This is a genomic window from Cognatishimia sp. F0-27, from assembly GCF_020667845.1.
GTDB lineage: Bacteria > Pseudomonadota > Alphaproteobacteria > Rhodobacterales > Rhodobacteraceae > JAFMPQ01.
Map to the genome: position 1 here is coordinate 41803 of NZ_JAFMPQ010000002.1, position 24411 is coordinate 66213.

Annotated in this window: 20 protein-coding genes; 7 read left to right on the top strand and 13 right to left on the bottom strand. The window is 64.7% G+C overall.

The window, feature by feature from the left end; translation table 11 throughout:
• Positions 1-3 precede the first annotated feature (3 nt).
• The 8 genes from J1C49_RS01400 to J1C49_RS01435 all read right to left on the bottom strand — a co-directional run bounded on the left by J1C49_RS01400 (position 4) and on the right by J1C49_RS01435 (position 11532).
• Positions 4-2631 (bottom strand): TIGR02302 family protein, encoded by a 2628-nt coding sequence (locus tag J1C49_RS01400; RefSeq protein WP_227443998.1) that lies wholly within the window; start codon positions 2629-2631, stop codon positions 4-6.
• 237 nt (positions 2632-2868) lie between these two features.
• A complete protein-coding gene (lysA, locus tag J1C49_RS01405; RefSeq protein WP_227443999.1) occupies positions 2869-4170 on the bottom strand; it encodes a diaminopimelate decarboxylase in 1302 nt (433 codons plus the stop codon).
• Positions 4171-4283: 113 nt separating this feature from the next.
• On the bottom strand, positions 4284-5687 hold the full coding sequence (locus J1C49_RS01410; protein ID WP_227444001.1) for an FAD-dependent oxidoreductase: 1404 nt from the start codon (positions 5685-5687) through the stop codon (positions 4284-4286).
• Positions 5674-6543 (bottom strand): oxaloacetate decarboxylase, encoded by an 870-nt coding sequence (locus J1C49_RS01415; protein WP_227444003.1) that lies wholly within the window; start codon positions 6541-6543, stop codon positions 5674-5676. Before J1C49_RS01415 ends, J1C49_RS01410 begins: the two co-directional genes overlap by 14 nt.
• Entirely contained in the window at positions 6534-7160 is a 627-nt protein-coding gene (locus J1C49_RS01420) for a cysteine hydrolase family protein (RefSeq protein ID WP_227444004.1), read from the bottom strand. Before J1C49_RS01420 ends, J1C49_RS01415 begins: the two co-directional genes overlap by 10 nt.
• A gap of 3 nt (positions 7161-7163) precedes the next feature.
• Positions 7164-9254, bottom strand: coding sequence for a hydantoinase/oxoprolinase family protein (locus J1C49_RS01425; RefSeq protein ID WP_227444005.1), 2091 nt, complete (start codon positions 9252-9254; stop codon positions 7164-7166).
• Entirely contained in the window at positions 9251-10945 is a 1695-nt protein-coding gene (locus J1C49_RS01430; protein ID WP_227444006.1) for a hydantoinase B/oxoprolinase family protein, read from the bottom strand. Before J1C49_RS01430 ends, J1C49_RS01425 begins: the two co-directional genes overlap by 4 nt.
• Positions 10942-11532, bottom strand: a complete 591-nt coding sequence (locus J1C49_RS01435) for a nuclear transport factor 2 family protein (RefSeq protein WP_227444008.1) — start codon at positions 11530-11532, stop codon at positions 10942-10944. Before J1C49_RS01435 ends, J1C49_RS01430 begins: the two co-directional genes overlap by 4 nt.
• 145 nt (positions 11533-11677) lie before the next feature.
• Here J1C49_RS01435 and J1C49_RS01440 point away from each other — a divergent pair, with 145 nt between their 5' ends.
• The 6 genes from J1C49_RS01440 (at position 11678) to J1C49_RS01465 (ending at position 17659) form a co-directional block, all read left to right on the top strand.
• A complete protein-coding gene (locus tag J1C49_RS01440) occupies positions 11678-12505 on the top strand; it encodes a GntR family transcriptional regulator (RefSeq protein WP_227444009.1) in 828 nt (275 codons plus the stop codon).
• Positions 12502-13908: a 3-isopropylmalate dehydratase large subunit gene (gene leuC, locus J1C49_RS01445; RefSeq protein ID WP_227444010.1), complete on the top strand. Its 1407-nt coding sequence runs from the start codon at positions 12502-12504 to the stop codon at positions 13906-13908. The genes J1C49_RS01440 and leuC overlap by 4 nt, the downstream gene beginning before the upstream one ends.
• Positions 13908-14510, top strand: a complete 603-nt coding sequence (leuD, locus tag J1C49_RS01450) for a 3-isopropylmalate dehydratase small subunit (protein WP_227444189.1) — start codon at positions 13908-13910, stop codon at positions 14508-14510. The genes leuC and leuD overlap by 1 nt, the downstream gene beginning before the upstream one ends.
• Before the next feature lie 87 nt (positions 14511-14597).
• Positions 14598-15599 carry a TRAP transporter substrate-binding protein DctP gene (gene dctP, locus J1C49_RS01455; protein ID WP_227444190.1) on the top strand — a complete coding sequence of 334 codons (1002 nt, stop codon included), beginning with the start codon at positions 14598-14600 and terminating at the stop codon, positions 15597-15599.
• 191 nt (positions 15600-15790) lie between these two features.
• Entirely contained in the window at positions 15791-16297 is a 507-nt protein-coding gene (locus J1C49_RS01460; protein WP_227444011.1) for a TRAP transporter small permease, read from the top strand.
• A 54-nt stretch (positions 16298-16351) separates the two neighbouring features.
• Complete coding sequence (locus J1C49_RS01465; protein ID WP_227444012.1) at positions 16352-17659, top strand: TRAP transporter large permease subunit; 1308 nt, start codon at positions 16352-16354, stop codon at positions 17657-17659.
• Here J1C49_RS01465 and J1C49_RS01470 read toward each other — a convergent pair.
• The 3 genes from J1C49_RS01470 to J1C49_RS01480 all read right to left on the bottom strand — a co-directional run bounded on the left by J1C49_RS01470 (position 17656) and on the right by J1C49_RS01480 (position 20199).
• Positions 17656-18090, bottom strand: a complete 435-nt coding sequence (locus J1C49_RS01470) for a hypothetical protein (RefSeq protein ID WP_227444013.1) — start codon at positions 18088-18090, stop codon at positions 17656-17658. The two genes, J1C49_RS01465 and J1C49_RS01470, sit on opposite strands and share 4 nt — an antisense overlap.
• A 111-nt stretch (positions 18091-18201) precedes the next feature.
• Positions 18202-19386 carry a 23S rRNA (adenine(2503)-C(2))-methyltransferase RlmN gene (rlmN, locus tag J1C49_RS01475; RefSeq protein WP_227444015.1) on the bottom strand — a complete coding sequence of 395 codons (1185 nt, stop codon included), beginning with the start codon at positions 19384-19386 and terminating at the stop codon, positions 18202-18204.
• 276 nt (positions 19387-19662) lie between these two features.
• Positions 19663-20199, bottom strand: coding sequence for an invasion associated locus B family protein (locus tag J1C49_RS01480; protein WP_227444017.1), 537 nt, complete (start codon positions 20197-20199; stop codon positions 19663-19665).
• Positions 20200-20370: 171 nt separating this feature from the next.
• Here J1C49_RS01480 and J1C49_RS01485 point away from each other — a divergent pair, with 171 nt between their 5' ends.
• Positions 20371-21369 (top strand): asparaginase, encoded by a 999-nt coding sequence (locus tag J1C49_RS01485; RefSeq protein WP_227444018.1) that lies wholly within the window; start codon positions 20371-20373, stop codon positions 21367-21369.
• A 33-nt stretch (positions 21370-21402) separates the two neighbouring features.
• Here J1C49_RS01485 and serB read toward each other — a convergent pair whose 3' ends face one another.
• Positions 21403-22269 (bottom strand): phosphoserine phosphatase SerB, encoded by an 867-nt coding sequence (gene serB, locus J1C49_RS01490; protein WP_227444019.1) that lies wholly within the window; start codon positions 22267-22269, stop codon positions 21403-21405.
• Positions 22270-22748: 479 nt separating this feature from the next.
• Entirely contained in the window at positions 22749-24404 is a 1656-nt protein-coding gene (locus J1C49_RS01495) for a DNA polymerase Y family protein (protein ID WP_227444020.1), read from the bottom strand.
• Positions 24405-24411: the final 7 nt, after the last annotated feature.

Genomic DNA, 24411 nt, shown 5'->3' on the forward strand with positions numbered 1-24411 from the left:
GGGTCAGAACCGTTCAAGCAGGCGCTCGAGATACTCCAGCTCGGCCGTTGGCCGTTCCGCATCGCCCGTGCGGCGACGGATTTCATCGAGCAGTTCGCGGGCCCGGCGATACACATCCTCGCCTTGCAAGAGCCCTTCCTCGCTCCCGACCTGTCCGGTCGTGCCGGAATTGCGCCCGAGCGGATCGCGCTGTTGGCCGGGGTCGCCACCATCGGCCTGACCTTGCTGACCCTGGTTTTCGCGTTGCTGCTGGGCGAGGGCTTCGCCGAGATTGCGCAACCCTTCGCGCAGGGCCTCCATGGCTTCGGCCTGATCGCCAATCGCACCGGGAAGATCGCCATTGCGAAGCGACTCCTCGGCCCGGTCCATGGCGCCTTCGGCGCGACCCAAGGCTTCGGCGGCGCGTTCGCCTTCCTCGGTGCCGGCACCCGGCAGATTCTGGCGCTGACGGTTGAGCTCGTTGCGCAGCGCGCGTTGCCGGTCGGCGAGGCTGTCCTGCAAAGACCCCCCTTCCCCTTGACCGCCTTGTTGCTGGCCCTGCTGTTGCCCTTCGCCTTGTTGTTGACCCTGGCCCTGCTGCTGCCCCTGGCCTTGTTGCTGGCCCTGACCTTGCTGCTGGCCCTGGCCCTGTTGCTGACCTTGTTGCTGGCCCTGCTGCTGGCCGGGGTTGAATTGCTCCTGAAGGTCGCGGAACGCTTCGTCGCTCAGGCCTTGTTGTTCCCGCAGGGTCTCTGAAAGCCCGTCCATGGCCTGCTCGCCCGGGGACTGGCCCTGTCCGGGCTGGCCTTCGGTCACTTGCATGTTTTCCATCATCTGGCGCAGCTGTTCGAGCGCTTCCTGCGCCTCCGCCATGCGGCCCTGTTCCATCAACTCCTGAATCCGGTCCATCATGGCTTGCAGGTCGTTCTGGGACATCTCCATCATGTCCTGCGGATTGCCCTGCTGCTGCTGTTGCTGTCCTTCACCGTTCTGTTCTGCCTGTTGGCGCTGCTGCTGTGCAAGCTGACGGAGGTAATCATCCGTCGCTTCGCGCAGCTCCTGCATGAGTTCGGCGATTTCCTGATCGGACGCCCCGTTGCGGATCGCTTCTTCAAGCCGGTCCTGCGCGCGGTTGAGCCGTTCCAGAGCGTCGGCGAGATCGCCTTCTTCGAGGATCAGCGCCAGATCCCAGAGATCGCGCGCGATGCTGTCCTGTTGCTCCTCGTCGATGCCGTAGCGGGCCAGCGTTTCGATGCGACGGACGATCTGTTGCAGCTTGAGCGCATGCAGGCCGGACCGGAAAGCCTCATCGGGATCGTTGCTGATCGCGCGCAGGATCTGTGCGCTGTTCAAGGCGTTCTGGCGGTTCCAGAGCAGCGCCTGGCGCTGTTCGATCACGGCTGCGGCCATCGGATCAAAGAAGCGCCGCCCGGGCAGGGTGAGCACCTCTGGCTCCGCCATGGCTGTCTGGCCGCGGTCATCCTCGACGCTGAGCTCAAGCCGGACGGGAAGGTTGGCCCAGGGATGCTCGGAGAAATTGGCGATCAGCGTTTCGGTGTATTCGGCACGGCTTCCCGCGACGGGCAAGGGCAGCGGCACTTCGAGAACGGGACGGACTTCAGGGGCGATTGTCCGGCCATAGCGCCGGTCGACCTCCGCGAGTGCAAGCTCGAACCGTGCCGTGCCCGCGACGATACCGTGATCATCGGTGGCGGCATAAGGCATCTGCATCTCACCCTCGTAAGAGGTTTCGATGTCACCGTCGCGGGTGACGGTTGGTGCCTGATCCGGGATCATCGCGATCTGCCAGACGCGACCGCCCTCGCCGGTGATTTCAAGGCTCCCGGATTGGACAACTTCGAAATCCTGAGCGGTTTCAAGCCGTTCTGCTTCGTCGGCGGGCAGAGGGCGACCGGAGACCGATTCAGACACTCCAAGCGCGCCGACCTCGCCATACATGCGCAGCGTGATGCTTGCCCCTTCGGGCACGTCAAGCCCGCGAGCGGTGATGTCGTTGAGATAGACCGATGGCAGGCGGGTATACGTCGGCGGTTCCATCCAGCCTTCCCAGCTTGGGCCTTGCGCAAGATCGAGCCCGCCGGCGCCCATGGTGGTTACGGATTGCACGCGCATGAAGCTGCCAAAGAGCAGCGCGACAGAAAGACAAAGCACGGCGACGTAGCGCAGCGCAAAGGGATCGGCACGGGACACCCTGAGGTCCGGCTCTACCGCGCGGGCTTCCGCCAGCCGCGCGCGCATCCGCTCCTGATGCGCTTTCCACACCGCGGTAGACGCCGCATCGTCCGAGCCGATTGCCTGATGGTCGAGCGTCGCCTGAATCGGGTTGCCCTTGAGAGAGGCGTCGAGCCGGATCATCGCATCTTCGCGCGCCGGCATGTGGAAGCTGCGCACACCGCGCAGCAGAGCGAGGCCAAGGGCCAGCGCAAGGGCCGCCCCGGCGGCCCAGACCCATTCCACCCCGACCATATCCTGCACACCAAGCATCAGCAGACCCAGCGCCACAAAGGCCACAGACCAAAGCGGCCAGAACGCGCGGGTGACGCGTTCGGCAACCATGCCCCACCGTGTCAGCCGCAAGGGCCAACGAATGTCATGGATGACGCGGGACGTTTGGCTGGGATCGGGCGCCATGCAATGCTCCTTGCCTCGGATGGTCATGGGAGGGATGCCCCAAAACACTCAAGGAATGGTATCTCGAATACATCATTCGTCAAAGGCGCGTTGGCAAGGAATGACCGAGAATTGATCGCGCCGCTGTGGAGCGCGCGATTCTTCATCGGACGCGCCCGCGCCAAAAGGGCCGCGGCGGGCGATGGATTGGCCCGGCGACGCGCGGCGGCCCCGTGGGTTCACGCGGTAAAAGGCGGGTTATTCGGCTGCGGCGCTATCGGCGTTGGAGGGCGTGGCAAGCCAGTCGGGGATGCTGTCCCGTGCGATCATCTCTTCGTAGCTCGGGCGCGCGCGGATCACCGAGACCTGATCGCCCTTGACCATGACCTCCGGCACCAATGGGCGCGTGTTATACTCGCTGGCCATCACCGCGCCATAGGCACCGGCGGAGCGGAATGCCACCAGATCGCCATCCGCCAGAGGCGGCATCAACCGGCCCTTGGCAAAGGTGTCGCCGCTTTCACAGACCGGGCCGACAATGTCGAACGGGCTCAGCTCTGCACCCGGTTCGGCCTCAATCACCGGGACAATCTCGTGATGGGCGTCATACATGGCCGGGCGGATGAGGTCGTTCATCGCGCCGTCGAGGATCAGGAATCGGCGGCCTTCGCCCTCTTTGACATAGATGACGCGGCTGACGAGGATGCCCGCATTGCCCGCGATCAGGCGGCCCGGTTCGATCTCGATCTCGCAACCCAGATGACCGACGGTGCGCTGGATCAGCGCGCCGAAATCGCCGGGCAGCGGCGGGGCCTCGTTGGAGCGGGCATAGGGGATCCCGAGCCCGCCGCCCAGATCGAGTCGGGTGATCTCATGGCCGTCGGCACGCAGCGTTTCGGTCAGTTCGGCGACCTTTTTGTAGGCCTGTTCGAAGGGCTCGAGCTGCGTGAGTTGCGAGCCGATATGCACGTCGATGCCGATGACCTTGAGACCGGGCAGGCGAGCGGCCTCGGCATAGGTGTCGCGCGCCTTGGCGATGGGGATGCCAAACTTGTTTTCGGATTTGCCGGTGGCGATCTTGGCATGGGTCTTGGCGTCGACATCGGGGTTGACGCGGATGGTGATCGGCACGGTGGCGCCAAGGTCTGTGGCCACACGCGAGATGACGGCCATTTCCGGCTCGCTCTCGACGTTGAACTGGCGGATGCCGCCTTCGATCGCCATGCGGATCTCGTCTTCGGTCTTGCCGACGCCTGAGAACACGATGCGGTCGCCGGGCACACCGGCGGCCTTGGCGCGCGCGTATTCGCCACCCGAGACCACGTCCATGCCGGCGCCTTCGGCGGCGAGCGTCTTAAGGATCGCCTGGTTGGACGCGGCCTTCATCGCATAGCAGACGAGATGCGGTCCCCAGCTCAGCGCTTCGTCAAAGAGCCGGAAATGGCGCACGAGCGTTGCCGTGGAGTAGAGATAGAAAGGCGTGCCGACGCTGGCCGCGATTTCGGCAACAGGCACATCTTCGGCAAAGAGTGCGCCGTCGCGATAGAGAAAATGATCCATGGCAGCCTCACTGGGTCAGCGTTTGGCTTGCTTTAGCGCGACGCGGCGACACGCGCCACCCTCCGCATGACCGCCCCGTGTAACCGCATCCCGGGATGTGGCGACACGGCCTGTCAGGGCCGGGGAGCGCTGCCCCCGGTCGTCGGCGCCATACCCGCTGCGCGCCCGAGCACCACCGCCGACAACAGCCCATTGCCGGAGAGATACCCGCTGTCGCCCTTGCCCGACACGCCACAAGCAGCGCCCCCGGCGGCAAAAAGGTTGGGGAAAGGCGTGCCATCCTTGGCAATCACCCGCCCGGTGCCATCGGTCTCAAGCCCGCCTTGCGTGTGGAACAGCGCACCGGTCACGCGCACCGCGCAATAGGGCGGGACAAGCCGGTTCGCGAAGCTGCGGCCAAAGGCGTCCGCGCCGTGCTCCGGGATCGCGGCGAGGGTCGCGCACAAGGCATCGGCGGGCAGGCCAAGCATTCGGGCCAGCGCCTCGGGCGTGTCTGCGGAGTGAACCGCGCCCTGCGCCTCGGCGGTCTGGAAATCCTCGAACTGGCGCGCGATGCCGGCGATGCGGCTGTCGAAGATCGACCATGCCGCGCCGTCCGGTTGCGCCATCACGGCGCGGGCCGCCTCGGAATAGCCCTGGCTTTCGTCCCAGAAACGCTGCCCGTCCCGGTTCACCTGAATGCCGCCTTCGGTGATCACCGCCCAAGTGATGAGAATGCCATGCGGATGGGCGACATTGCCGTGTCCCTGATACGCGCCAAGATGCCGCGTGCGCGCGCCCAGCGCCGTGCCCCATTGCACCGCCTCGCCACGGTTGCCGTCATGCCCGAACCACAGCGCATCAGCGATGTCCGGCATATGATCGGTGACCATTTGACGGTTGCCGCCAAACCCGTTGCAGGCAAGGATCAGCTTGTCACACCCAACGCGCTCGGTGCTGCCATCGGGCAGGGCAACGGTCATCCCGGTCACATGCCCAGCGTCGTGATGCAGCACAACACCGCGCCGCTCACAGATGATGTCGACTCCCTCGGCTTCACAGGTCGCGCGGAGCCGGTCCACCAGCTCCCGCCCGGCGCGCGAGGGCAGGCCGTGCATCCGCCGCGCCGAATGACCGGGATAGTCGAAATCGGTCACAACGGAAAACGGCAGCCCGAAACGCTCGGTCAGCCAATCGATGGCGGGGGCTGCGCCTTTCGCCAGCGCCTCGACCAGCGCAGGATCGTTTTCGCCCTTGGCCTTGGCCTGGATATCCGCGGCGAAACGCGCGGGGTCATCGCGGATCCCCGCGGCGGTCTGCAGTGCCGTGCCTGCCGCCGGGATCAGGCCGGCGGACAGCGCGGTGGATCCGGACGGCACCGCGTCCGCCTCCAGAACGAGCACCTCCTGACCGGCTTCCCGAGCGGCAAGCGCGGCCACCATACCGCAGGCCCCGGCACCAAGGATCAGCGTCTCGACCGAGAAATCGAACGCCTCCGGCGATGGGGCCGAGGATGGAAAGCGATCAGCCACCGTCATAGCGTTGGCCCTTCTTGAGCATGGCCTCCGTGCCGATAACCTCGTTCAGTCCGGAAAAGTCGAACATGCGATCCTTGAACGGGCGGTTCGATCCGTTTGCGTGGAGACTGGCATAATACTCCTGTGCGGTGCGCGCGAGCGCGCGCACGATGCCCCCTGGAAAGATGACGATGGAAAACCCCATCGCTTCAAGATCGCCCGCCGAAGAGATCGGGGTCGCGCCGCCTTCGACCATATTGGCCAAGAGCGGAATGCGCCCCGAGAAGCGCTCCGTGATGGCGCGCATCTGGTCAAGGGATTGCGGGGCTTCGATGAAAAGCACGTCCGCACCGGCCTCGGTATAGGCCTCGGCCCGGTCGATGGCGGCGTCGAACCCCTCGACGGCGATGGCATCGGTGCGCGCAATGATAAGCGTTGCGTCAGAGGCCCGTGTGTCGGCCATGGCCTTGATCTTGCCGACCATTTCCGCCGGAGGGATCAGGGACTTGTCGCTCAGGTGGCCACAGCGTTTGGGATAGGTCTGGTCTTCGACCTGCAAAGCCGACGCGCCCGCCCGTTCATACATGCGCATGGTCCGCTGCGCATTGAGCGCATTGCCAAACCCGGTATCGGCGTCGATGATCACCGGAACCTCCGTCCGGTCGGCGATCAGGGCCATCGTATCGGCCATCTCGGACGCCGTCGTCAGACCGATATCAGGACGTCCGAGACGGGTGTATGCCACCGCCGCGCCAGAGAGATAGAGCGCCTCGAACCCGGCTTCCGCAGCGATCGACGCAGTGAGCCCGTCATAGACGCCGGGCGCCGTGAGGATGGCATCACGGGACAGGCGCGTCTTGAGATCACTCACACCCATGTCGCACCCTCCACAAGATCCTTGGCGTCTGCGCAGCTCATCTGACCACAGACCGTTGCAAGGGACGTCACCGTCGCCTTGTGCACGGCATCCTTGAACGCCGCACAGCCATCGGTGAGCATGATCGTATCGATGTCGCGCAGATGCGCGTCGCGCAAGGTCGAGGCGACACCCCCGTTGGTGACGATCCCGCCAACGATCAGCGTGTCGATCGCCATCTTCTTGAGGATGAATTCGAGTCGGGTCTGATAGAAGGCCGAATAGGCAACCTTTTCGATTGTGAAATCCGCCGGGTAGAGCGTATCGACCAGCGTGTTGCCCCAGCTGCCCGGCGCGAAATCGCCCCGCCCGAGAAAGGGACGGAGCTGCTTGAGATGTGGCGCAATCAGCGGCTCGCCATCCGGGCCGGGCACCAGCGTGAACTGGGCCGAGATATAAACGCCGCCCTTGGCCTTCAGTGCGTCACGCAAAGGCCGGATGCGCTCTGGCAGCGCGGCAATGGCGGGGGCGGATTGCCCCGCCCGCCCGTAGGCGCCATCGGGATGCAGGAAGTCGTTTTGCAGGTCGATGGTCAGGAGCGCCGTGCGCGTGGGGTCGATGCTGTCGATCTGGGCCATGCGTTACCCCTCCTTCGCGGTGATGATGGTGTTGCCGAACCGGTCGACGGTGCCATGCAGCTCCGGTTCGATCAGGACGGTCGTATCGGGCTGTTCGAGGATCGCGGGCCCGTCGATCGTTGCCCCGATGGGCAGCGCAAGCCGGTCATAGATTGCCGTTTCGTGCCATGCATCGCCGAAATGCACGCGGCGTGTGCCCTTGCGCGCCGCCTCGACGGAACCGCCCTCGGGAGCCAGCGTCGTGAGGTCGAACTTGGGGCGCTTGCCGGTCACCGCGGAGCGCAGGTTCATCACCCGGCGCACGCCATTCTGGAGCAGGCGGCCATAGCTCTCGCGGTAGGTGGCGTCGAAGGCGTCGGCGATCTGCTCCCGTGTCGGTGGCGTGACGACCCCGTCAGTGACCGTCACCGCAAGCGGGACGGACACCGTATGCGTCTGACCGAGATAGGCCATATCGAGCGCAAATTCGGTTTCGCGCGCCTCAAACCGTGTCTCTGCTGCGTCCAGCAGGGCAAGGCCCTTGTCCACATGGTCCTGCATCACGGAGCCGAGCGCGCCGGTATCCATCCCGTCCAGCATGGCATTCACGGTTTGCACGAAATCCTGCCGCATGTCCGCGATCACGCAGCCCAGAGCCGAGGTCACGCCGGGGTAGCGCGGCACCAGCGTGCGGCTAAGGCCCACATCGGCCATCATCGCCCCGGAATGCAACGCTCCGCCGCCGCCAAAGGGCATGAAGGCAAAGCGCTTGGGATCAAAGCCGCGCTCGATGCTGACGAGCCGGATCGCACCGGCCATGCGGGCGTTTGCCACGCGCAGGATCGCTTCGGCAGCCTGCAGGGTATCAAGGCCAAGCGGCGCGCCCACATGCGTGTCGATTGCGCGGGCGGCGGCGTCCACGTCGAGCCGGTCGAGCTTTCCGCCAATGGGGTTGTCCGGATCAATCCGCCCCAGCACCACGTTTGCGTCCGTGACGGTGGGGCGCGTGTTGCCCTGGCCGTAAGCGACCGGGCCGGGCGTTGAGCCCGCGCTTTCCGGCCCGATGTTCAGCAAGCCGCCCTTGTCGACCCACGCGATGGAGCCACCGCCCGCGCCGATGGTCGTGATCTCGATCATCGGGGAGCGCACGACCATGCCGAAATCGATCGAGGTCTGGGGGCTCAGCATCTGTTGACCTTCAGCAACAAGGCTCACGTCAAAGCTGGTGCCGCCCATGTCGCCCGTGATCACATCCGGAAACCCGGCTGTTTCAGCGATATAGGCCGCGGCGATCACACCGGCTGCGGGGCCGCTCAGCGCGGTCCGCACAGGCAGGCGCGAGGCTTCTGCAACGGGCATCACCCCGCCATTGGACTGCACGATCATGAACTCGCCCGCGAAGCCCGCATCGCGCAGCGCGTCGTCCAGTCGGGTCAGGTAGCCCGAGACTTCCGGCTGCAGATAGGCATTAAGCGCGGTGGTGGAAAACCGTTCGAACTCGCGGATCTCCGGCAGGATTTCCGAAGACGCGGACACATGCGCATTGGGCCAGAGCGCGCGCAGTGCCTCGACCGCCCGGGCCTCGTTTTCGGGATTCGCATAGGCATTGGCAAAGAGCACCGCCACCGCAAGACAGCCCTCGTCGATCAGCATCTGTCCGGCGGCGCGCACCGCATCGAGGTCCACAGGCGTCCGGATCGTGCCGTCGGCAAGCGTGCGCTCGGGCACTTCAAGCCGCAGGGCACGCGGCACCACCGGTTCGAAATCGCCGCGCAAACCCCAGGTGCGGGGCCGGTCCCGGCGCCGCATCTCCAGAACGTCGCGCAGACCTTGCGTCGTGATCACGCCGATCTTCGCGCCCTTGCGTTCGAGAAGCGCGTTTGTCCCCGCGGTGGTGCCATGCACAACCACGGAGAGGGTTGATTTGTCGTCGACCTCGCGCCCGATCCCGGCGAGGAAACCGCCCGACTGGTCTGGCCGGGTGGTCGGGACCTTGGCCACGGAGGCTTTGCCGGCGGCTTCATCCAGAACGAAAACATCGGTGAAGGTGCCGCCGACATCGACGCCAACCATACGGCGCGCGGCTTGATCGGTGTCATGTGTCTTGCGGCTCATCGCGTTGTCTCCTGCCATGCGGCGCCATACAGGCGGTCGGCCTCCGATGCGCTCAGGAACCCCTGTGCGACGTCGCGTGCAACCGCGGCCGGGTCACGCTCTGCTGACGGGCCGTAGCCGCCGCCGCCCGGCGTTTCGAGCCGCACGGCCTCGCCTTGTTTGAGCGTGATGCCCCGGATCTTCGACGCAAGCGGTGGGGTCTCCCAGTGATCCCCCTGCTGAAAGTGAAAGACATTCATGGCGCCGGGTTCGCCGCCGGCAACACCTTGCGGGGCAAAGCGTCCGCGTTCACCGAAAAGAAACGCTTCGGCGCCATTCTCCTCAAGAACTTCGATCTCGTAGCGGGCGCCAAGGCCGCCGCGATGAATCCCGGCACCCGCGCTGTCGGGGCGCAGAGCCCATTCGCGGAACATCACCGGGTAGGCCGCTTCGAGGATTTCCATCGGCGGGATCGTCGCGGTGGAGATCGGCGCGTTGCCGTGGTTCAGACCGTCGCTTTCCGGCGAGCCGCCGTGGCCGCCGCCATAGAAGGAGAACATGACCCAGGGCTTTCCGTCGGCCCGTTTGCCGGCAATCGACAGGGCGTTGATCGTGCCATAGGCATTGGCGACCACGCGATCCGGCGCGGCTTTGGCCATGGCGGAAAAGATCACGTCGATCATGCGCATGATGGTTTCTGTATAGCCGCCCACCGGTGCAGGAAACTCTGCGGCGAGCAGCGAGCCTTCAGGAATGCGCACATCGATGGGCCGCATCACCCCGGCATTGGCGGGCAGTGCGGGAAAGACGTGCTTGATGGCCACATAGGCCGTGGCGACTGCGGTGGGCAGCGCAATGTTGACCGGCCCGGCGCAGCGCGGGGCGGTGCCGTCGAAGTCGAGCACCATCCGGTTGCCCTTGATCTCAAGCGCGACCTTGATCGGCAGGGCCACGTCCTCGATGCCGTCATTGTCGAGGTAGTCCTCTGCCTCCCAGCGACCGTCCGGAAGCCCATCCAATTCGGCCTCCATCAGGGCTTCCGCGCGGTTCGACAGCGCATCGAGCGCCGCGCGCACGGTGTCGGCCCCGTATTCGGCAAGGAGCGCATCCATGCGCCTGACACCGAGGTCCAGCGCGCCAAGCTGACCGTTCAGGTCTCCCTGCGCCGATTGCGGCAGGCGGGTGTTGCGCATCAGGATGTCAACAATATCGCTGTTTATCGCGCCCTTGCGCGCGAGTTTCACGGGCGGCAGCACAAAAGCTTCCTGAAACGCATCTGTCGCGGCCGGGTTGTAGTTGCCCGGGACCGCCCCGCCCACATCGTGCCAATGCCCGACCGAGGCGAGGTAGCAAAACAGCTGCCCCTCGTGGAAATACGGCCGCACCAGCCGCATGTCCGACAGATGGGTGCCGCCAAGATGGGCGTCGTTAAAGATGTAGATGTCGCCATCGGCGAGGTCGCCATCCACCGCCGCCTTGTCGATCACCGCCTTGACCGCAAAGCTCATCACGCCGACGAAGATCGGCAGCCCGGACTTGCCTTGCACAAGCGTGTCGCCGGATGTGGCGTGATAAAGCCCATGGCTGGCGTCATGCGCCTCCGCGATGATCGGGTTGAAAGCGGAGCGGAACAGTGTCGCGTCCATCTCGTCGGCGATTTGCTCCATGCGGCCCGCCAGGACGGCGAGGGTGATCGGGTCGATCTCGCTCATGGGGTTCCTTTCCCGGACGTGGCCTGCGACGCCGCCTTGACCTCGGCGATGTCGTTCCAAACCTCTTGTTTCGTTATCAGCCCGCCCTCAAGCTCGAACCGGTCGATAAAGCGGATGCCGGCAAAGGGCGTGCCATCCGGCCATTCACCCGACAGCGTGCCGCGTGCATAGACGATGCTCGCCGTCTCGGATTGCGCGCAGTCGATTCCCTCATAGGCTTTGGTCACGAAGCGGTAACGCGGCCGCGCCCAGTCGATCAGCGCGTCGAGGCTGTGCATCGGCGCCGTGCCGGGAAACTGCATGGAAAAGCCGGGCGCGAGGCAGGTCCGCGCCCTGTCGAGGTCTCGGGCTTCCATCGCCTTGAGATAGCACTGCACCAGGGCAGCAGGATCGGGCAGGGCGGGCGCCCCGTCGCGGTGGGTGCCGCCGCGCATGTACTGGTCGCGGTCCCGCTCGTGAATGAGGACTGTGATGGCCTCCGGCGCGGCAGGAACCGTCATGCGAATCGCATTTGTCAGATCACGCCCAAGGCGTGATTTGGCTTCGGACTCATACCCCTTGAGCAAATGAAGCTCGACAATAGGCATGCGCTTACCTCCCTCGATATGTATTTTTTGTAATACAATTAGTGGTATATAGAAAGTGCAAATAATCATCGTTCTGAAGATACCGATTGTTGCTTTTCCTTCGCCTTACGCGTAAGGTGCGACAATCTTGCATGAGGGAAATCTGTTGCGCGACGCTGGGAAGGCAACTCTGCCGGAAGGAGGAAAGGCCCGACGGGTCTATCTTCTGCTCCGCGATGACATCACCGGCGGCGTGCTTTCACCGGGCACGGCCCTGCCGGGCGAGCAACGCCTTGCCGCGCAATTTGGCGTGTCGCGCGTTACGGTGCGTCGGGCGCTGGAGGCTCTGGACAGTGATGGGTTGATCGACCGGCGCGTAGGCTCGGGCACCATGGTGCGCCCCGCCGCGGGTGGCGATGGAGTCATCGCGGCGGATATGACGACACTGATACCGCAGCTTGTCGAGATGGGGCAGAGCACACAGGCGCGGCTGTTGTCCTTTTCCTATGGCGAGGCGCCCGGGCCGGTGCGCGCGGCGCTTGGACTTGAGGTGGGTGCCCGGGTGCAGACGGCGATCCGCGTGCGGTCCTCGGAGGGGCAGGCCTTTTCGCATCTGACGACCCATGTGCCGGAAGAGATCGCGCGACACTATTCCGAAAATGACCTCGCCACGACGCCGCTCTTTCGCCTTTTGGAACGCGGCGGTGTGCAGATTGGCACCGGTCACCAGAGCGTGACCGCGGCGCTTGCGGCCCCGGATGTGGCCGATGCGCTCGGCGTTTCGGTTGGGTCCGCATTGCTGTCCGTGCGGCGGGTGGTGCGCGACGCGGATGGCCGCGGCGTGGAATATCTATCCGCGCTTTACCGGTCGGACATGTTCCGGCTCGAAATGGATCTTGCGCGGGTCGGTGACGGCGAGGCGCGGCATTGGGAGCCCGTGATCGCGCCCGTGTCCGAGGCGGGCACGCAAGAGCCCGATGAGGGACCGGCATGATTGCACCGCAGACTCTTCTCGACAAGCTTTGGAAGGCGCATGAGATCCGGCGCGATGCGGAGGGTGTTTCCTTGCTGTGGGTGGACCGGCATCTGGTCCACGAAGGGTCGCATCACGCTTTTGCCAGGCTCAAGGAGCGTGGACAGCGTGTCTATGCGCCCGAGCTGACATTTGCGGTGGTCGATCATTATGCGCCCACCCGCAACCGCGACACCATCGCCGCGCCAGACATCCGCCGCATGATCGACACGCTGGACGGCAACGCGCAAACCCATGGACTCGAGATCTTCGGCCTGCGCGACCCGCGTCAGGGTATCGTGCATGTGGTCGGTCCGGAGCAGGGTCTCACGTTACCGGGGTTGTTGATCAATTGCGGAGACAGCCACACCTCCACCCATGGCGCGTTTGGTGCTTTGGGCTTCGGGATCGGTGCGACGCAAGTGGCTCATGTGCTTGCCACCCAAACCATCCCGCAACGCAAACCCCGCGCCATGCGGATCACAATTGACGGTCGCCTCGCGCCCGGCGTCTCGGCGAAGGATGTCGCGCTTGGCTGGATCGCGCGTCTCGGCACGTCCGGCGCGACCGGGCACGCCATCGAATATGCGGGCTCCGCGGTGCGGGCCTTGTCGATGGAGGGGCGCATGACCTTGTGCAACCTCTCCATCGAAGGCGGCGCGCGCTTTGGCATGGTGGCGCCGGATGAAACCACCTTCGCCTATCTCAAGGGGCGGCCCTATGCGCCCGGCGGGGCAGCCTGGGATGCCGCTGTCGACGACTGGCGCGGGCTCGTGACCGATGCGGAGGCGCGCTTCGACCGGGAAGTGCGGCTGGATGCGGCCGAGATCGCGCCGACGGTGACATGGGGCACCGCGCCGGATCAGGCCTTGCCGATAGACGGGACCGTGCCGGATCCCGCCGGCTTGCCGGATGCAGAGGCCGCCAAGGTGCGCGCCGCACTGGACTACATGGGGCTTGCGCCGGGCAGGCCGATTGCCGGAACCCCGGTCGATCAGGTCTTTCTCGGGTCCTGCACAAACGCCCGGATCGAGGACCTGCGCGCGGCGGCGGCGGTGCTTGCCGGGCGGCAGGCAAAGGTGCCGGGGCTTGTCTCGCCGGGGTCGATGATCGTGCGAAAGCAGGCCGAGGACGAGGGGTTGGACCGGATCTTTATCGAGGCCGGGCTGGACTGGGTCGCATCTGGCTGTTCGCTCTGCGTGGGCATGAATGGTGACCTCGTGGCGCCGGGCAAACGCTGTGCCTCCTCGACCAACCGCAACTTCCGTGGCCGACAAGGGCGCGGTGCCCGCACGCACCTCATGTCGCCGGTCATGGTGGCCGCGGCAGCTGTCACCGGGACGCTGTGTGATGCGCGTCCCCTGTTGAAGGACAGGGCAGCGTGATGCGGGGGTGGGATCAGCATGAGGGCCATGCGGTGGCGCTCCCGATCGAGAATATCGATACCGACCAGTTGATCCCTGCGCGGTTCATGTCGACACCGCGCAGCGAGGGATATGGCCGCTTCCTGCTGCATGACCTGCGGGAGGGCGCGCAGGATTTCCCGCTCGACCGTCACCCGGAGGCCAGCGTTCTGGTTGCACGCCGGAATTTCGGCTCCGGATCCTCGCGCGAGGCCGCGGTCTATGCGCTTGTGGATGCCGGGTTCCGGGTCGTCATCGCCCCGAGTTTCGGCGACATCTTTGCCGGCAATGCGGTCAATAACGGATTGCTTCCTGCGGCGCTTCCAGAAGACATGGTTGACCAAATGATCCGGTCCCTGGGGGATGGGGCCGCGCCTGTGCGGGTGGATCTGGAGGCCGGATTGATCCGGATGGGTGGCGCCGAACACAGATTTGACCTTGATCCCACATGGGGTCTCAAGCTGCGCAACGGTTGGGATGATATCGACCTGACGGCGCAGCATTCCGACGCGATAGCGCAGTTTGCAGAGCGGCGCGCAACACGGTTTCCCTGGGCCTGGCCCGGGGCAAAACGATCCGTCTGACCGGATCAAGACAAAGGCGCGGGGAGCAGCGCCAGAGACCAACGGGAGGGGCGGCAGGGCCGTCCGCCACAATAAGGAGAAGACATGATGAAGATGACCTTGATGGGCGGCCTTGTCGCCGGAACGGCGCTGGTGGGTGTTGCGGCGCATGCCGAAGAGACCATCAGCGCGGTGCATGCGTTTCCCGAAACGCTGGTCTACACCAAGAGCTTTCTGGAATTTGTCGACAAGGTGAATGAGGCCGGTGAAGGCGTGATCCAGATCGAGGTCCGCGGCGGCCCCGAGGCGATTGGCATGTTCCAGCAGCCTGATGCGGTCCGCAACGGCGTGGTGGACATGGTCTATACCCCGGGCAGCTTCTATGCAGGCACCCTGCCCGAGAAGGATGCGCTTGTGGGGTCCAACCTCACCGCTGTGGAAACGCGCGAAAACGGCGGTATTGCCCTGATCGACGAAATTCACCAGTCCAAGATGGGTGTGAAATACCTTGGCTGGTTTGACAGCAATGTCTCCTACAACCTGTGGTCCGTGGAAGAGCCGCAAACGGATGAGAATGGCAACCTGCTGATCGAAGACTGGAAACTGCGCGGCAACGCGGTCTACAACGCATTCTTCACCGAGTATCTCGGCGCGCAGGTCATCGATTTGCCGACCACCGACGTGTATTCCGGCCTTGAGCGCGGTGTGGTCAATGCCACGGGCTGGACGCAGATCGGCCTGATCGACCTGAAGTGGAACGAGTTCCTGAACTGGCGCATCGAACCCAACTTCTTCTCGACCGACCTTGGCGTGATCGTGAATCTCGATACGTGGAACGGTTTGTCCGAAGAGGCCCGCACCATCCTGCAGGACGTGGCGATCGAGCACGAAGCGTCTTCGGCTGCCAAGCTTGGCGCGATGCGTGACGAACAATTCGCGGCGCTCGAAGAGGGCGGCATGCAGGTCTTCGAACTCGAAGGCGAGGCGCGCGACAATTATCTCGCCGCCGCACGCGAAAAAACGTTCGAGCGGATGCGCACGCAGATGGAAGCGCATCCGGACGGTCTGGCCAACTATGACCGTCTGATCGAACTCTTTTACGCGGACTGATCGCATAATGGGCAGGTGTCCGGAAGGTCGGTCATCCGCCGAAAGGGGTGGGGGCGCTGCCCCCGTCCCGTTGGGACTCCCCCGGGATATTTGAAGCCCAAAGAAACGCGCGGGCTCTCGGGCCTCGGAAGGCACGAGAATCTGCCTCCTGTTCGAGAGACCATGCGCGTCGAGGAAGGTGGAATGCAGGTATGAAAGCCGCGATCCGGATCTATGATGGGCTCATTCTTGCCATGGCGCTTGTCGCCGCCTTGATGCTTGTGTGGCTCATGGTGTCGATCGTGCTGTCGGTCACGATGCGAAACCTTGGTGTCCAGCCGTTTGCCTGGCTCTTCACCTCGTCTGAATATGCCTTGCTGTACATGACGATGCTGGGATCGCCATGGTTGGTCCGGGAAAAGGGCCATGTGCATATCGAGCTTGTCACGGCGGCGTTGCCGGGCCCGGCGCGGCGGGTGGTGAGCCGCTCGGTTTCCGCGCTTTGCGTTCTGGTCTGCGTGATCCTCGCATGGAAGGGCGGGGAGCTCTTTATGACCAATGTCGAGCGCAGGGATTTTGACGTGCGGGCCTATTTCACACCGAAATGGATCCTGACTATCGCCTTTCCGATCAGCTTTGGCCTGATGGCGGTCGAGTTCGGCCGCTATGTCTTTGGCCGGGAACTGCTGCATTCGGGTGAAGCGGGTATCCACGATTGAGACAGGATCGAAAACGCGCGTTCTGCGCCTGCGCAGCTGACGAGGGGTCATCGCATGGAGTGGTTTGAGGCGCTGGCTCTGCTTTTGGGCAGTATCGTGGTGCTCATGGCGATCGGGATGCCGGTCGCGCTTGCCTTTTTGGCGGCAAACATCATGGGCGCCTGGGTTTTCATGGGCGGTGCGGTTGGCATCACGCAGTTGCTCAACAACGGGTTCGGCTCGCTCACGACCTTTGCGCTTGTTCCGATCCCGCTCTTTCTCCTGATGGGAGAGATCTTCTTTCACACCGGGCTCGGGGCGCGGATGTTCAACGCCATTGACCGGTTGCTCGGGCGCCTGCCGGGGCGGTTGTCTTACGTGACGGTTCTGGGTGGCACGGGCTTTTCCACCCTGTCGGGGTCATCCATGGGATCCACGGCCTTGCTTGGCAGCCTGATGGTGCCGGAGATGACCAAGCGCGGCTACAAGAAGCACATGTCGATCGGGCCCATACTCGGCACCGGCGGGCTTGCGATCATCATTCCGCCCTCTGCCCTTGCGGTGCTTCTGGCGACGCTGGCCCAGATCGATGTGGGCGCGCTTCTGATTGCAGGGGTTGTCCCGGGTCTGATCCTCGCGGGGTTTTACATCGGGACGATCTGGCTGCAGACGCGGATCGATCCGGACGCGGCGCCCGCCTATGACGTGGACCCGATGACGCTCGCCGCCCGGTTGGGGCTTTTCCTGCGCGACGTGGTGCCGATGGTCGGGTTGATGATCGTGATCGTCATCATGATGATCGGGGGGATTGTCACGCCGTCGGAAGCTGCGGCCTTCGGCGCGCTCGGGGTGCTCATCCTCGCGCTTGTCTTTCGCTGCCTGACCTGGGAGGCGATAAAGCGCTCCGTCACCGGAGCGCTCAAGGTCACGCTGATGGCCTATCTCATCGTTTTCGGCTCGGCGACCTTCAGTCAGCTGCTCGCGTTCTCGGGCGCATCGCGCGGGCTGATTTCCTGGGCCACGGGCTTTGAGCTCGACCCTGTCATGATGCTCCTCGTGATGTTCGCGGTGCTGCTTGTGCTGGGCATGTTCATGGAGCAGATCTCCATCATGTTGCTCACCGTTCCGATTTTCTTCCCCTTGGCGGTGCAGCTTGGATTTGATCCGGTTTGGTTCGGGCTGATCATGCTGCTTGCGCTGGAGATCAGCTTCACGACACCGCCCTTCGGTTTGTTGCTTTTCGTGATGAAAGGGGTCGCGCCAAAGGAGACCACGATGCGCGACATTTATCTGTCCGCGATCCCGTTTATCCTGTGCTCGCTTTGTGTTGTCGCGCTGTTGATCCTGTTTCCGTCATTGGCGCTCTGGTTGCCGGGGCGCTAGGCGCGGCCCATGACGCGCGCCCGGCAGTCTTCGCAGAGCAAGGGCAGTCCGAAGCGGGAGGCCGTGGTCAGAAGCGGCAGCAACGCGGAGGGGCGGACAAGGAACGCGGCTTCGGACAACGCGACATCGCGCTGTTGTTCGGTCGCAGCCATGACAAAGCGCGCAACCGAGAGCTCATCTTCTGACCAGCCCTCCGCTGTTTCCGGCAGGATTGTCAGACAGCGCCAACCGTGACGGTCCATCAGCGCCAGCATCTCCTCGAAGGCGCGCAGGCAGCCGCGTGCGCGGGCGACTCCGAGGCTTTTGCACAGATCTTTCCACGCGGCGGCTTGGTGCGCTTCCCCGGCGTGCCAGGCGCGCAGCAGCGCGATCACCCGGCGCTCCGGTCCGCGCAAGGACGACGCGGTCGCGGTGATGGATGTCTGATGCACGGCGGACCTCCCTCAAGGGTTGGCCCTATCTGACTAAAACACTCAGAAATATGCAAGCCGTTTCTCGACACGCCGCGCGGCGCGGCGCTTGAGGGCATCGATCGCAGCGTCTCAGGAAGACAGGCCCGCTTCGGCTTCTATGGCGCGGCGCGATTTGCGCGCGCGTTCGGTTGCGGATTTGAGCTGCCCACAGGCGGCCATGATATCCTCGCCTCGCGGTGTGCGGATCGGCGACGCATAGCCCGCCTTGTGCACGATATCGGCAAAGGCTTCGATCCGGGACCAGTCGGACCGCTCATAGGGGGCACCGGGCCATTCGTTGAACGGGATCAGGTTTATCTTGGCCGGGATACCCTGGATCAGCTTCACGAGGCGGCGGGCATCGGCATCGCTGTCATTGACATCCTTGAGCATCACATATTCGAAGGTGATCCGCTCCGAGTTCGACAAGCGCGGATAGGCCCGCAGCGCGTCGAGCAGGCTTTCGATATTCCACCGCTTGTTGATCGGAACAAGCTTGTCCCGTACCGCGTCGGTCGTTGCATGGAAGCTGACCGCCATCAGGCAGCCGATCTCCTCGGCACAGCGCGCAATCTCCGGCACGACGCCGGATGTCGACAGGGTGATCCGACGCCGCGACAGCGCAATGCCTTCACCGTCCATCGCGATATTCATCGCGTCGCGCACATTGTCGAAGTTATAGAGCGGCTCGCCCATCCCCATGAGGACGATATTGCTCAGAAGCCGGGTCTCGTCTTTTGGCGCGCCGGGGGTCGGCCATTCGTCGAGGTCGTCGCGTGCGAGCATGATCTGGCCCACGATCTCGCCGGCCGTGAGGTTGCGCACCAGCTTCTGGGTGCCTGTATGACAGAAGGAGCAGGTCAGCGTGCAACCAACCTGGCTCGAAATACAAAGCGTGCCACGGTCGGTCTCGGGGATATAGACAACCTCGACCTCATGCCCGCCGGCAATCCGGACAAGGTATTTGCGCGTTCCATCGGCAGAAACCTGGCGCGAGACAACCTCGGGCAGGCTGATCTCGAAGCGATCCGCCAGAAGGGCGCGGTAATCCTTGGAAAGATTGGTCATCTGCGCAAAGTCACGCACGCCCCAGTGATAGACCCATTGCCAGACCTGGTTCAGCCGCATCTTGATCTGCTTTTCGGGCGTGCCCGCTTCCAGAAGGGCCGTGCGCATGCCGTCACGGGTCAACCCGACAAGGTTGGTCTTGTCGCTGTCCGGCAGTTTGCGCGGAATCGTCATCACGTCCTGTGTGATCGGTGCTGAGCTCGACATGGCAACTCTCTCGTCTGGGAAGCCTCGCCCATACAGGATTCGGCAGAAAAGACAAAGGGCGCGGCAATGACGCGCCCCGACCCTGTTTGGTGATGTATGGCGCGGCGACGGGGCCGCAAGGCCCGCGTGGTGGGCCTTTGCCATAGAAGCCTCGCCTGCGCCACGTCCGCACCATGCGATAAGCCTGATGGCAAATGCGCCTCCCGGCCTCAATCGCCAAGGGACAGGATCAGAACGGCAGCACGCCGCTGCTCCGCATGCCGCCTTGTGCTGGGATCAGCTCGAGCAGCGCCGTTCGGCGTCTTCTATCGCGGCGGTGAAGCCGAGCAGGGAGAACGTGTCCTTTGTCGTGGTGCCGCGCGACGATACCGCGGTCAGCACTGCATTCGCCCCGCGCTTCATGGCGGTCACGAGCTTGGCGTCATCCTGCGCTGTCGGCGGCCAGGCCCATTCGCCCTCGGTATAGAGCTCGAATTCCGTGCCACCGATATCCACGTTCACGGTAGACCCGTTTGCGAAGGGATACCCCCCGGTAAAGGCGACCTGCCCGCTCACGTTATCGCCCGGACGATAGAACACCATGAGAAGGATGTCGCCCCGGGTCACGGCAACGACCCGGCCATCCTTGGTGTTCACGCTTTCCTTGTAGGTCGTCACGGCCCAGCACTCGCGGGGGTTTTGCTCTTCGAAAACCGACCAGTCCGTCATGGCATCCACGCGCGATGTGCTCTCTTCCTGAGCCATTGCCACGCCGGCCATACACGCCAAACCAATCAGACCCGCGCCGATCGTCCGCCCAAGTCCTGTTGTCATTCCTGCAGCCTCCAGCTGTCCATGCCCCAAAAACATGCATCAATCCGTGACCCCGTTCCGAGCCTTATCAGGATCGATGTGTCATTTATCCTCGACGCGGGTAGAATACGCTGAAAAAACGGTGCTCTGAAAGCCCTGTTGGCAGATTATCGCTCAGACGTGAGGTATCCAATGACCCAGAGAGCCGCTCCCATGGTCGAGATCCACCGTGGCCCCTTCGTGGAAAGCCTGCATTGCGGTCATGCCGTCCTTTGGGACAGGTCTGCCGGGATGGTTGAAGCCTGGGGTGATCCGGGGGCGATCTGTCTGCCGCGAAGCGCGATCAAGATGATTCAGGCCCTGCCACTCGTGGCATCCGGGGCGGCGGACGCTGCGGGGCTGACATTGCGACACCTTGCGCTGGCCTGTGCCTCGCATGAGGGTGCCCCAATGCATGTCGGGCTGGTGCGCGAGTGGCTCGCGGATCAGGAGCTCGATGAAAGGGCGCTGGTCTGTGGGCCGCAGATGTCACGCGACAGGGATCTGAAGCTTCAGATGATCCGGGCCGGTGAAAGCGGTGAGCGGGTGCATAACAATTGCTCGGGCAAGCATGTGGGCTTTCTCACGCTGGCGCGGCACCTCGGGGCGGACCTGGACTATTGCGATCCGTCGCACCCGGTGCAGGTGGGGGTGCTTGAGATGTTCAATGCCCTGACCGACGAAACCAGCCCGGGATTCGGGATCGACGGGTGTTCCGCGCCGAACCACGCGGCCTCGATCGCGGGGATCGCCCGCGCGATGGCGTTCTTTGCCAGCGCGCACAAGCGCGACAACAAGCGCAGCCTTGGCGCAGCGCTTCTTGTGAAGGCAATGGCCACACATCCGGAGCTTGTGGCAGGCAAGGGCCGTGCCTGCACGCTTCTGATGCGGGCGGCGCGAGAGCCGCTGGTGGTCAAGACCGGCGCGGAGGGCTTCTTTATCGCGATCCTGCCGAAGCGGCAGCAGGGCATTGCCCTCAAGATCGCCGACGGCGCAACGCGCGCGTCCAATTGCGCAATCGCGGCGCTGCTTGTGCGCATGGGAGCGCTGGAGGCGGACCATCCGGATGTGGCCCGCTTCCTGAAACCGGAGATCCGCAATTGGGATGGCAAGGTAACCGGACACATGGCTCCCGTCGCGGGGCTGATCTGACCCCGGTTTGGCGGCCGCTGCGGTTCGGGTCGTTCAGCTCTGGAAATCCGCGCGGGCGTAGCCCTGAAGATAGAGCAGCGCGGTCAGATCGCCGTGGTTCACGCGCAAATCACATTGCGCCTGCACGGTCGGCTTGGCGTGCAGCGCGACGCCCAGCCCGGCGAGCCCCAACATCCCCAGATCGTTCGCCCCGTCGCCGACTGCGATGGCATCGTCGGGCGTCTTTCCCAGGCTGGCCGTGATCTCCTCGAGGGCGCTGACCTTGGCATCGCGCCCGAGGATCGGCATCCCGACCTGTCCGGTGAGAACACCGTCATCCGTCAGAAGCGTATTGGCGCGGTTCTCGTCAAACCCGAGCATGTCGGCAATCCGGCTGGTGAACGCGGTGAAGCCGCCCGATACAAGCGCGGCGTGGGCGCCATTGGCCTTCATGGTGGACACCAACGCCCGCCCGCCGGGCATCAGCGTGATCCGGGTGTCGATCACGCGCTGGATCACCGTTTCGGGCTGGTCCTTGAGCAGTGCCACGCGCTCCGTCAGCGCGCCTTCGAAATCCAGTTCCCCGTTCATGGCACGCGCGGTGATGTCCTTCACATGCGCGCCGACACCGGCTTCTTCGGCCAGCTCGTCGATGCATTCCTGCTCGATCATGGTGCTGTCCATGTCCGCGATAAGCAGCGCCTTGCGCCGGTTCTGTGCGGGCACGATGTTGAGATCCGCCTGTTCGGCTATGGAGCGGCGGATGTCTTCGATATTGCCCGGCAGCGTCTGGAGCGGAAACTCCGCCGCTTCATCAGGAGACAGCCAGTCGGCGGTGCCACCGCCAAGCGCGTTGCGCAGGGCTTCCACGAGCGCCGGATCGAGATGGCCGGGGCGAGCGATGAGCGAGGCGATATGCATGGATGTCTCCGCTGGGTCAGTTTGGCGGGCTTGTGGCATGTGAGGGGTTAAATGGCCAGAGGGGCATCCCGCGCCGGGATAGGCTGGAAGCCGCGATCACACGCGCCGGATGGCATGCTGGCTTGGGAGGGCGTTTGCCCGGCTGGCAAGTCCGCCGGGCTGGTGATGTGTTGGACAGTCTGTGCGCGGCAGGCCCTGCCGGGTCATGGATGGCGCAGCGCCGGTCTCTGGCGCACCCAGATCTGGGGCCGTTCCGGCGGTCATAGCGCAGTCCCCGGTGCCTCGCGCTTGCGGCGCCCGGTGTCGGGCGGGCGCGCGGCGGCGCCGGGTGACATGCAGGTAGTCCTGTAGAGCCGTGCGAGGCTTTCGGGGCGGTGGGGCCGGTTGTGGCCGTCCAAGGTCCGGTGGTGCCGCCTTTGTGGGACGGCAGCCCGATCCGGTGCGCGCCGACGGCACGGGAAAGAGCCGGGCCAGCGCGCTCAGGCGAAGAGGCCATGGCAGAACCAGCCCTCGGAGATCGCCGCGCCATGGGCGTAATAGAGCCAAAGCCGGTCACCCCGGTCGGTTTCCACCTGCCAGTAATCGCGCGCGCCCGAGCGCCAGTTGGGATCGTCGAGCCACCATTCCGGCGCGATGCGCTCGGGCCCTGTGGCATTCAGGCAGCGGAAATCCCGCCCGCGCCAGCGAAACCGTATTGGCGGGCATGTGCCACTTTCGGCAGTGACCGGTTCGGGCGTCCAGAGTGTCAGCGGGCGCGGGGCAACGGGGGCCGGCCAGTGCTCTGCGGGCTCTGACCAGGCCGCTGCCAACGTGAGGGCGGTTTTTTCGGGGATATGGCTTTGCCCCGGGTGACGGCGGGTGATGGCCTCCATGCCGATCCGGGCGCCGAGGCGGCCGATCAGATCCTCCATCGCGGCGCCTCTTGTGGCCCGGCTCTGTCCTCGTGCCGCGGCCTCAGCATGGCCGGCGCGGGTGCGTTGGTGCAGCGGTTCGTGCCCGGTGGCTTCAAGACGCAGCATGTCGATCCCGGGTCCTGCGTCGATCTCATCGATCTTCATGGCCAACAAGGGCAGCCAACGTTCCGGGTCGTGATGTGCCGTGGCGGCCGTCACGGTGAGCCATTGCATGCTGTGATCGCAGCGGTGGGCCTCGATGCGCAGGGTGCGTGCGCCGCGGGCGCGTGTCTCAAGCCGGGCGCAGAGCCGGTCTGTCATGCGCGCCAGCGCGGCTTCGGTATCTCCCGCGAGGCCAATCGGATCGGGGAAGGACAGCCGCACGGCGAAGCGGTCCGGTGGGGGTGTCGGGCTGATTGGCTCCGGCGCACTGCCTGTGGCTTGGTCGAGCCGGTCCACCAACCCCCGCCCGAACCGCCGCGCGAGCCCGGCCCGGGGCTGGCCCAGAAGATCGCCCACGCGGCGCAACCCGAGCCGGCCCAGCTGTGCCAGCGTGTCGGCGTCGAGCCGCAGGGCGGCAATGGGCAGATCGCTCAGCGCGTTGTAACTCTTGCCGATTGGCGCGATGTGATGCGCCACGGCCGGACCCGTGACCGTCAGCGGCGCCGCGCCACCGCGTTCCCAATGCCGGCGCTTGCCTGCCCGGGAGCGGGTTGCAGGCGCCTCGCTGTCGATTGCGTCCCCGCTGCGATGGGAGGCGATGCCCTGTTCGGTGTAGCGTGCCAGCGCCCAGGCGGTGCCCAGCGTGTCGGCGATTCCCAGCCGCGCTGTCAGGCCGAGATCGCTGCAATCCTCTATGACCTGACGACACAGCGCCTCTTCGCCGCCAAAGAGATGGGCACAGCCGGTCAGGTCAATCACCAGCCCGTCCGGCGGCTCTGCGGATACCCAGGGAGAAAATTTGCCGGCCCAGCGATGCAGCGCGCCGAGAAACGCCGCCTCGTGATGCGCCACACGCGGGCGTGTGACCAGATCGGCGCAGAGCGCATGGGCGTCGCGCAGCGGCTGGCCCAATGTCAACCCGGCGGCGGAGGCGGCCCGGCTCAATGAGGACAGGGTTTGTGCGGGCCCGTCACTGTCGACCACGGCAAAAGGGCGCTCGCCCAGAAGCGGGTCGATGCGGATCAGGCGTTCGGCGCCAAGGCGGGGAAACCAGAGCGAGAGGATTCGACGGTGGGGCATGGTTGGC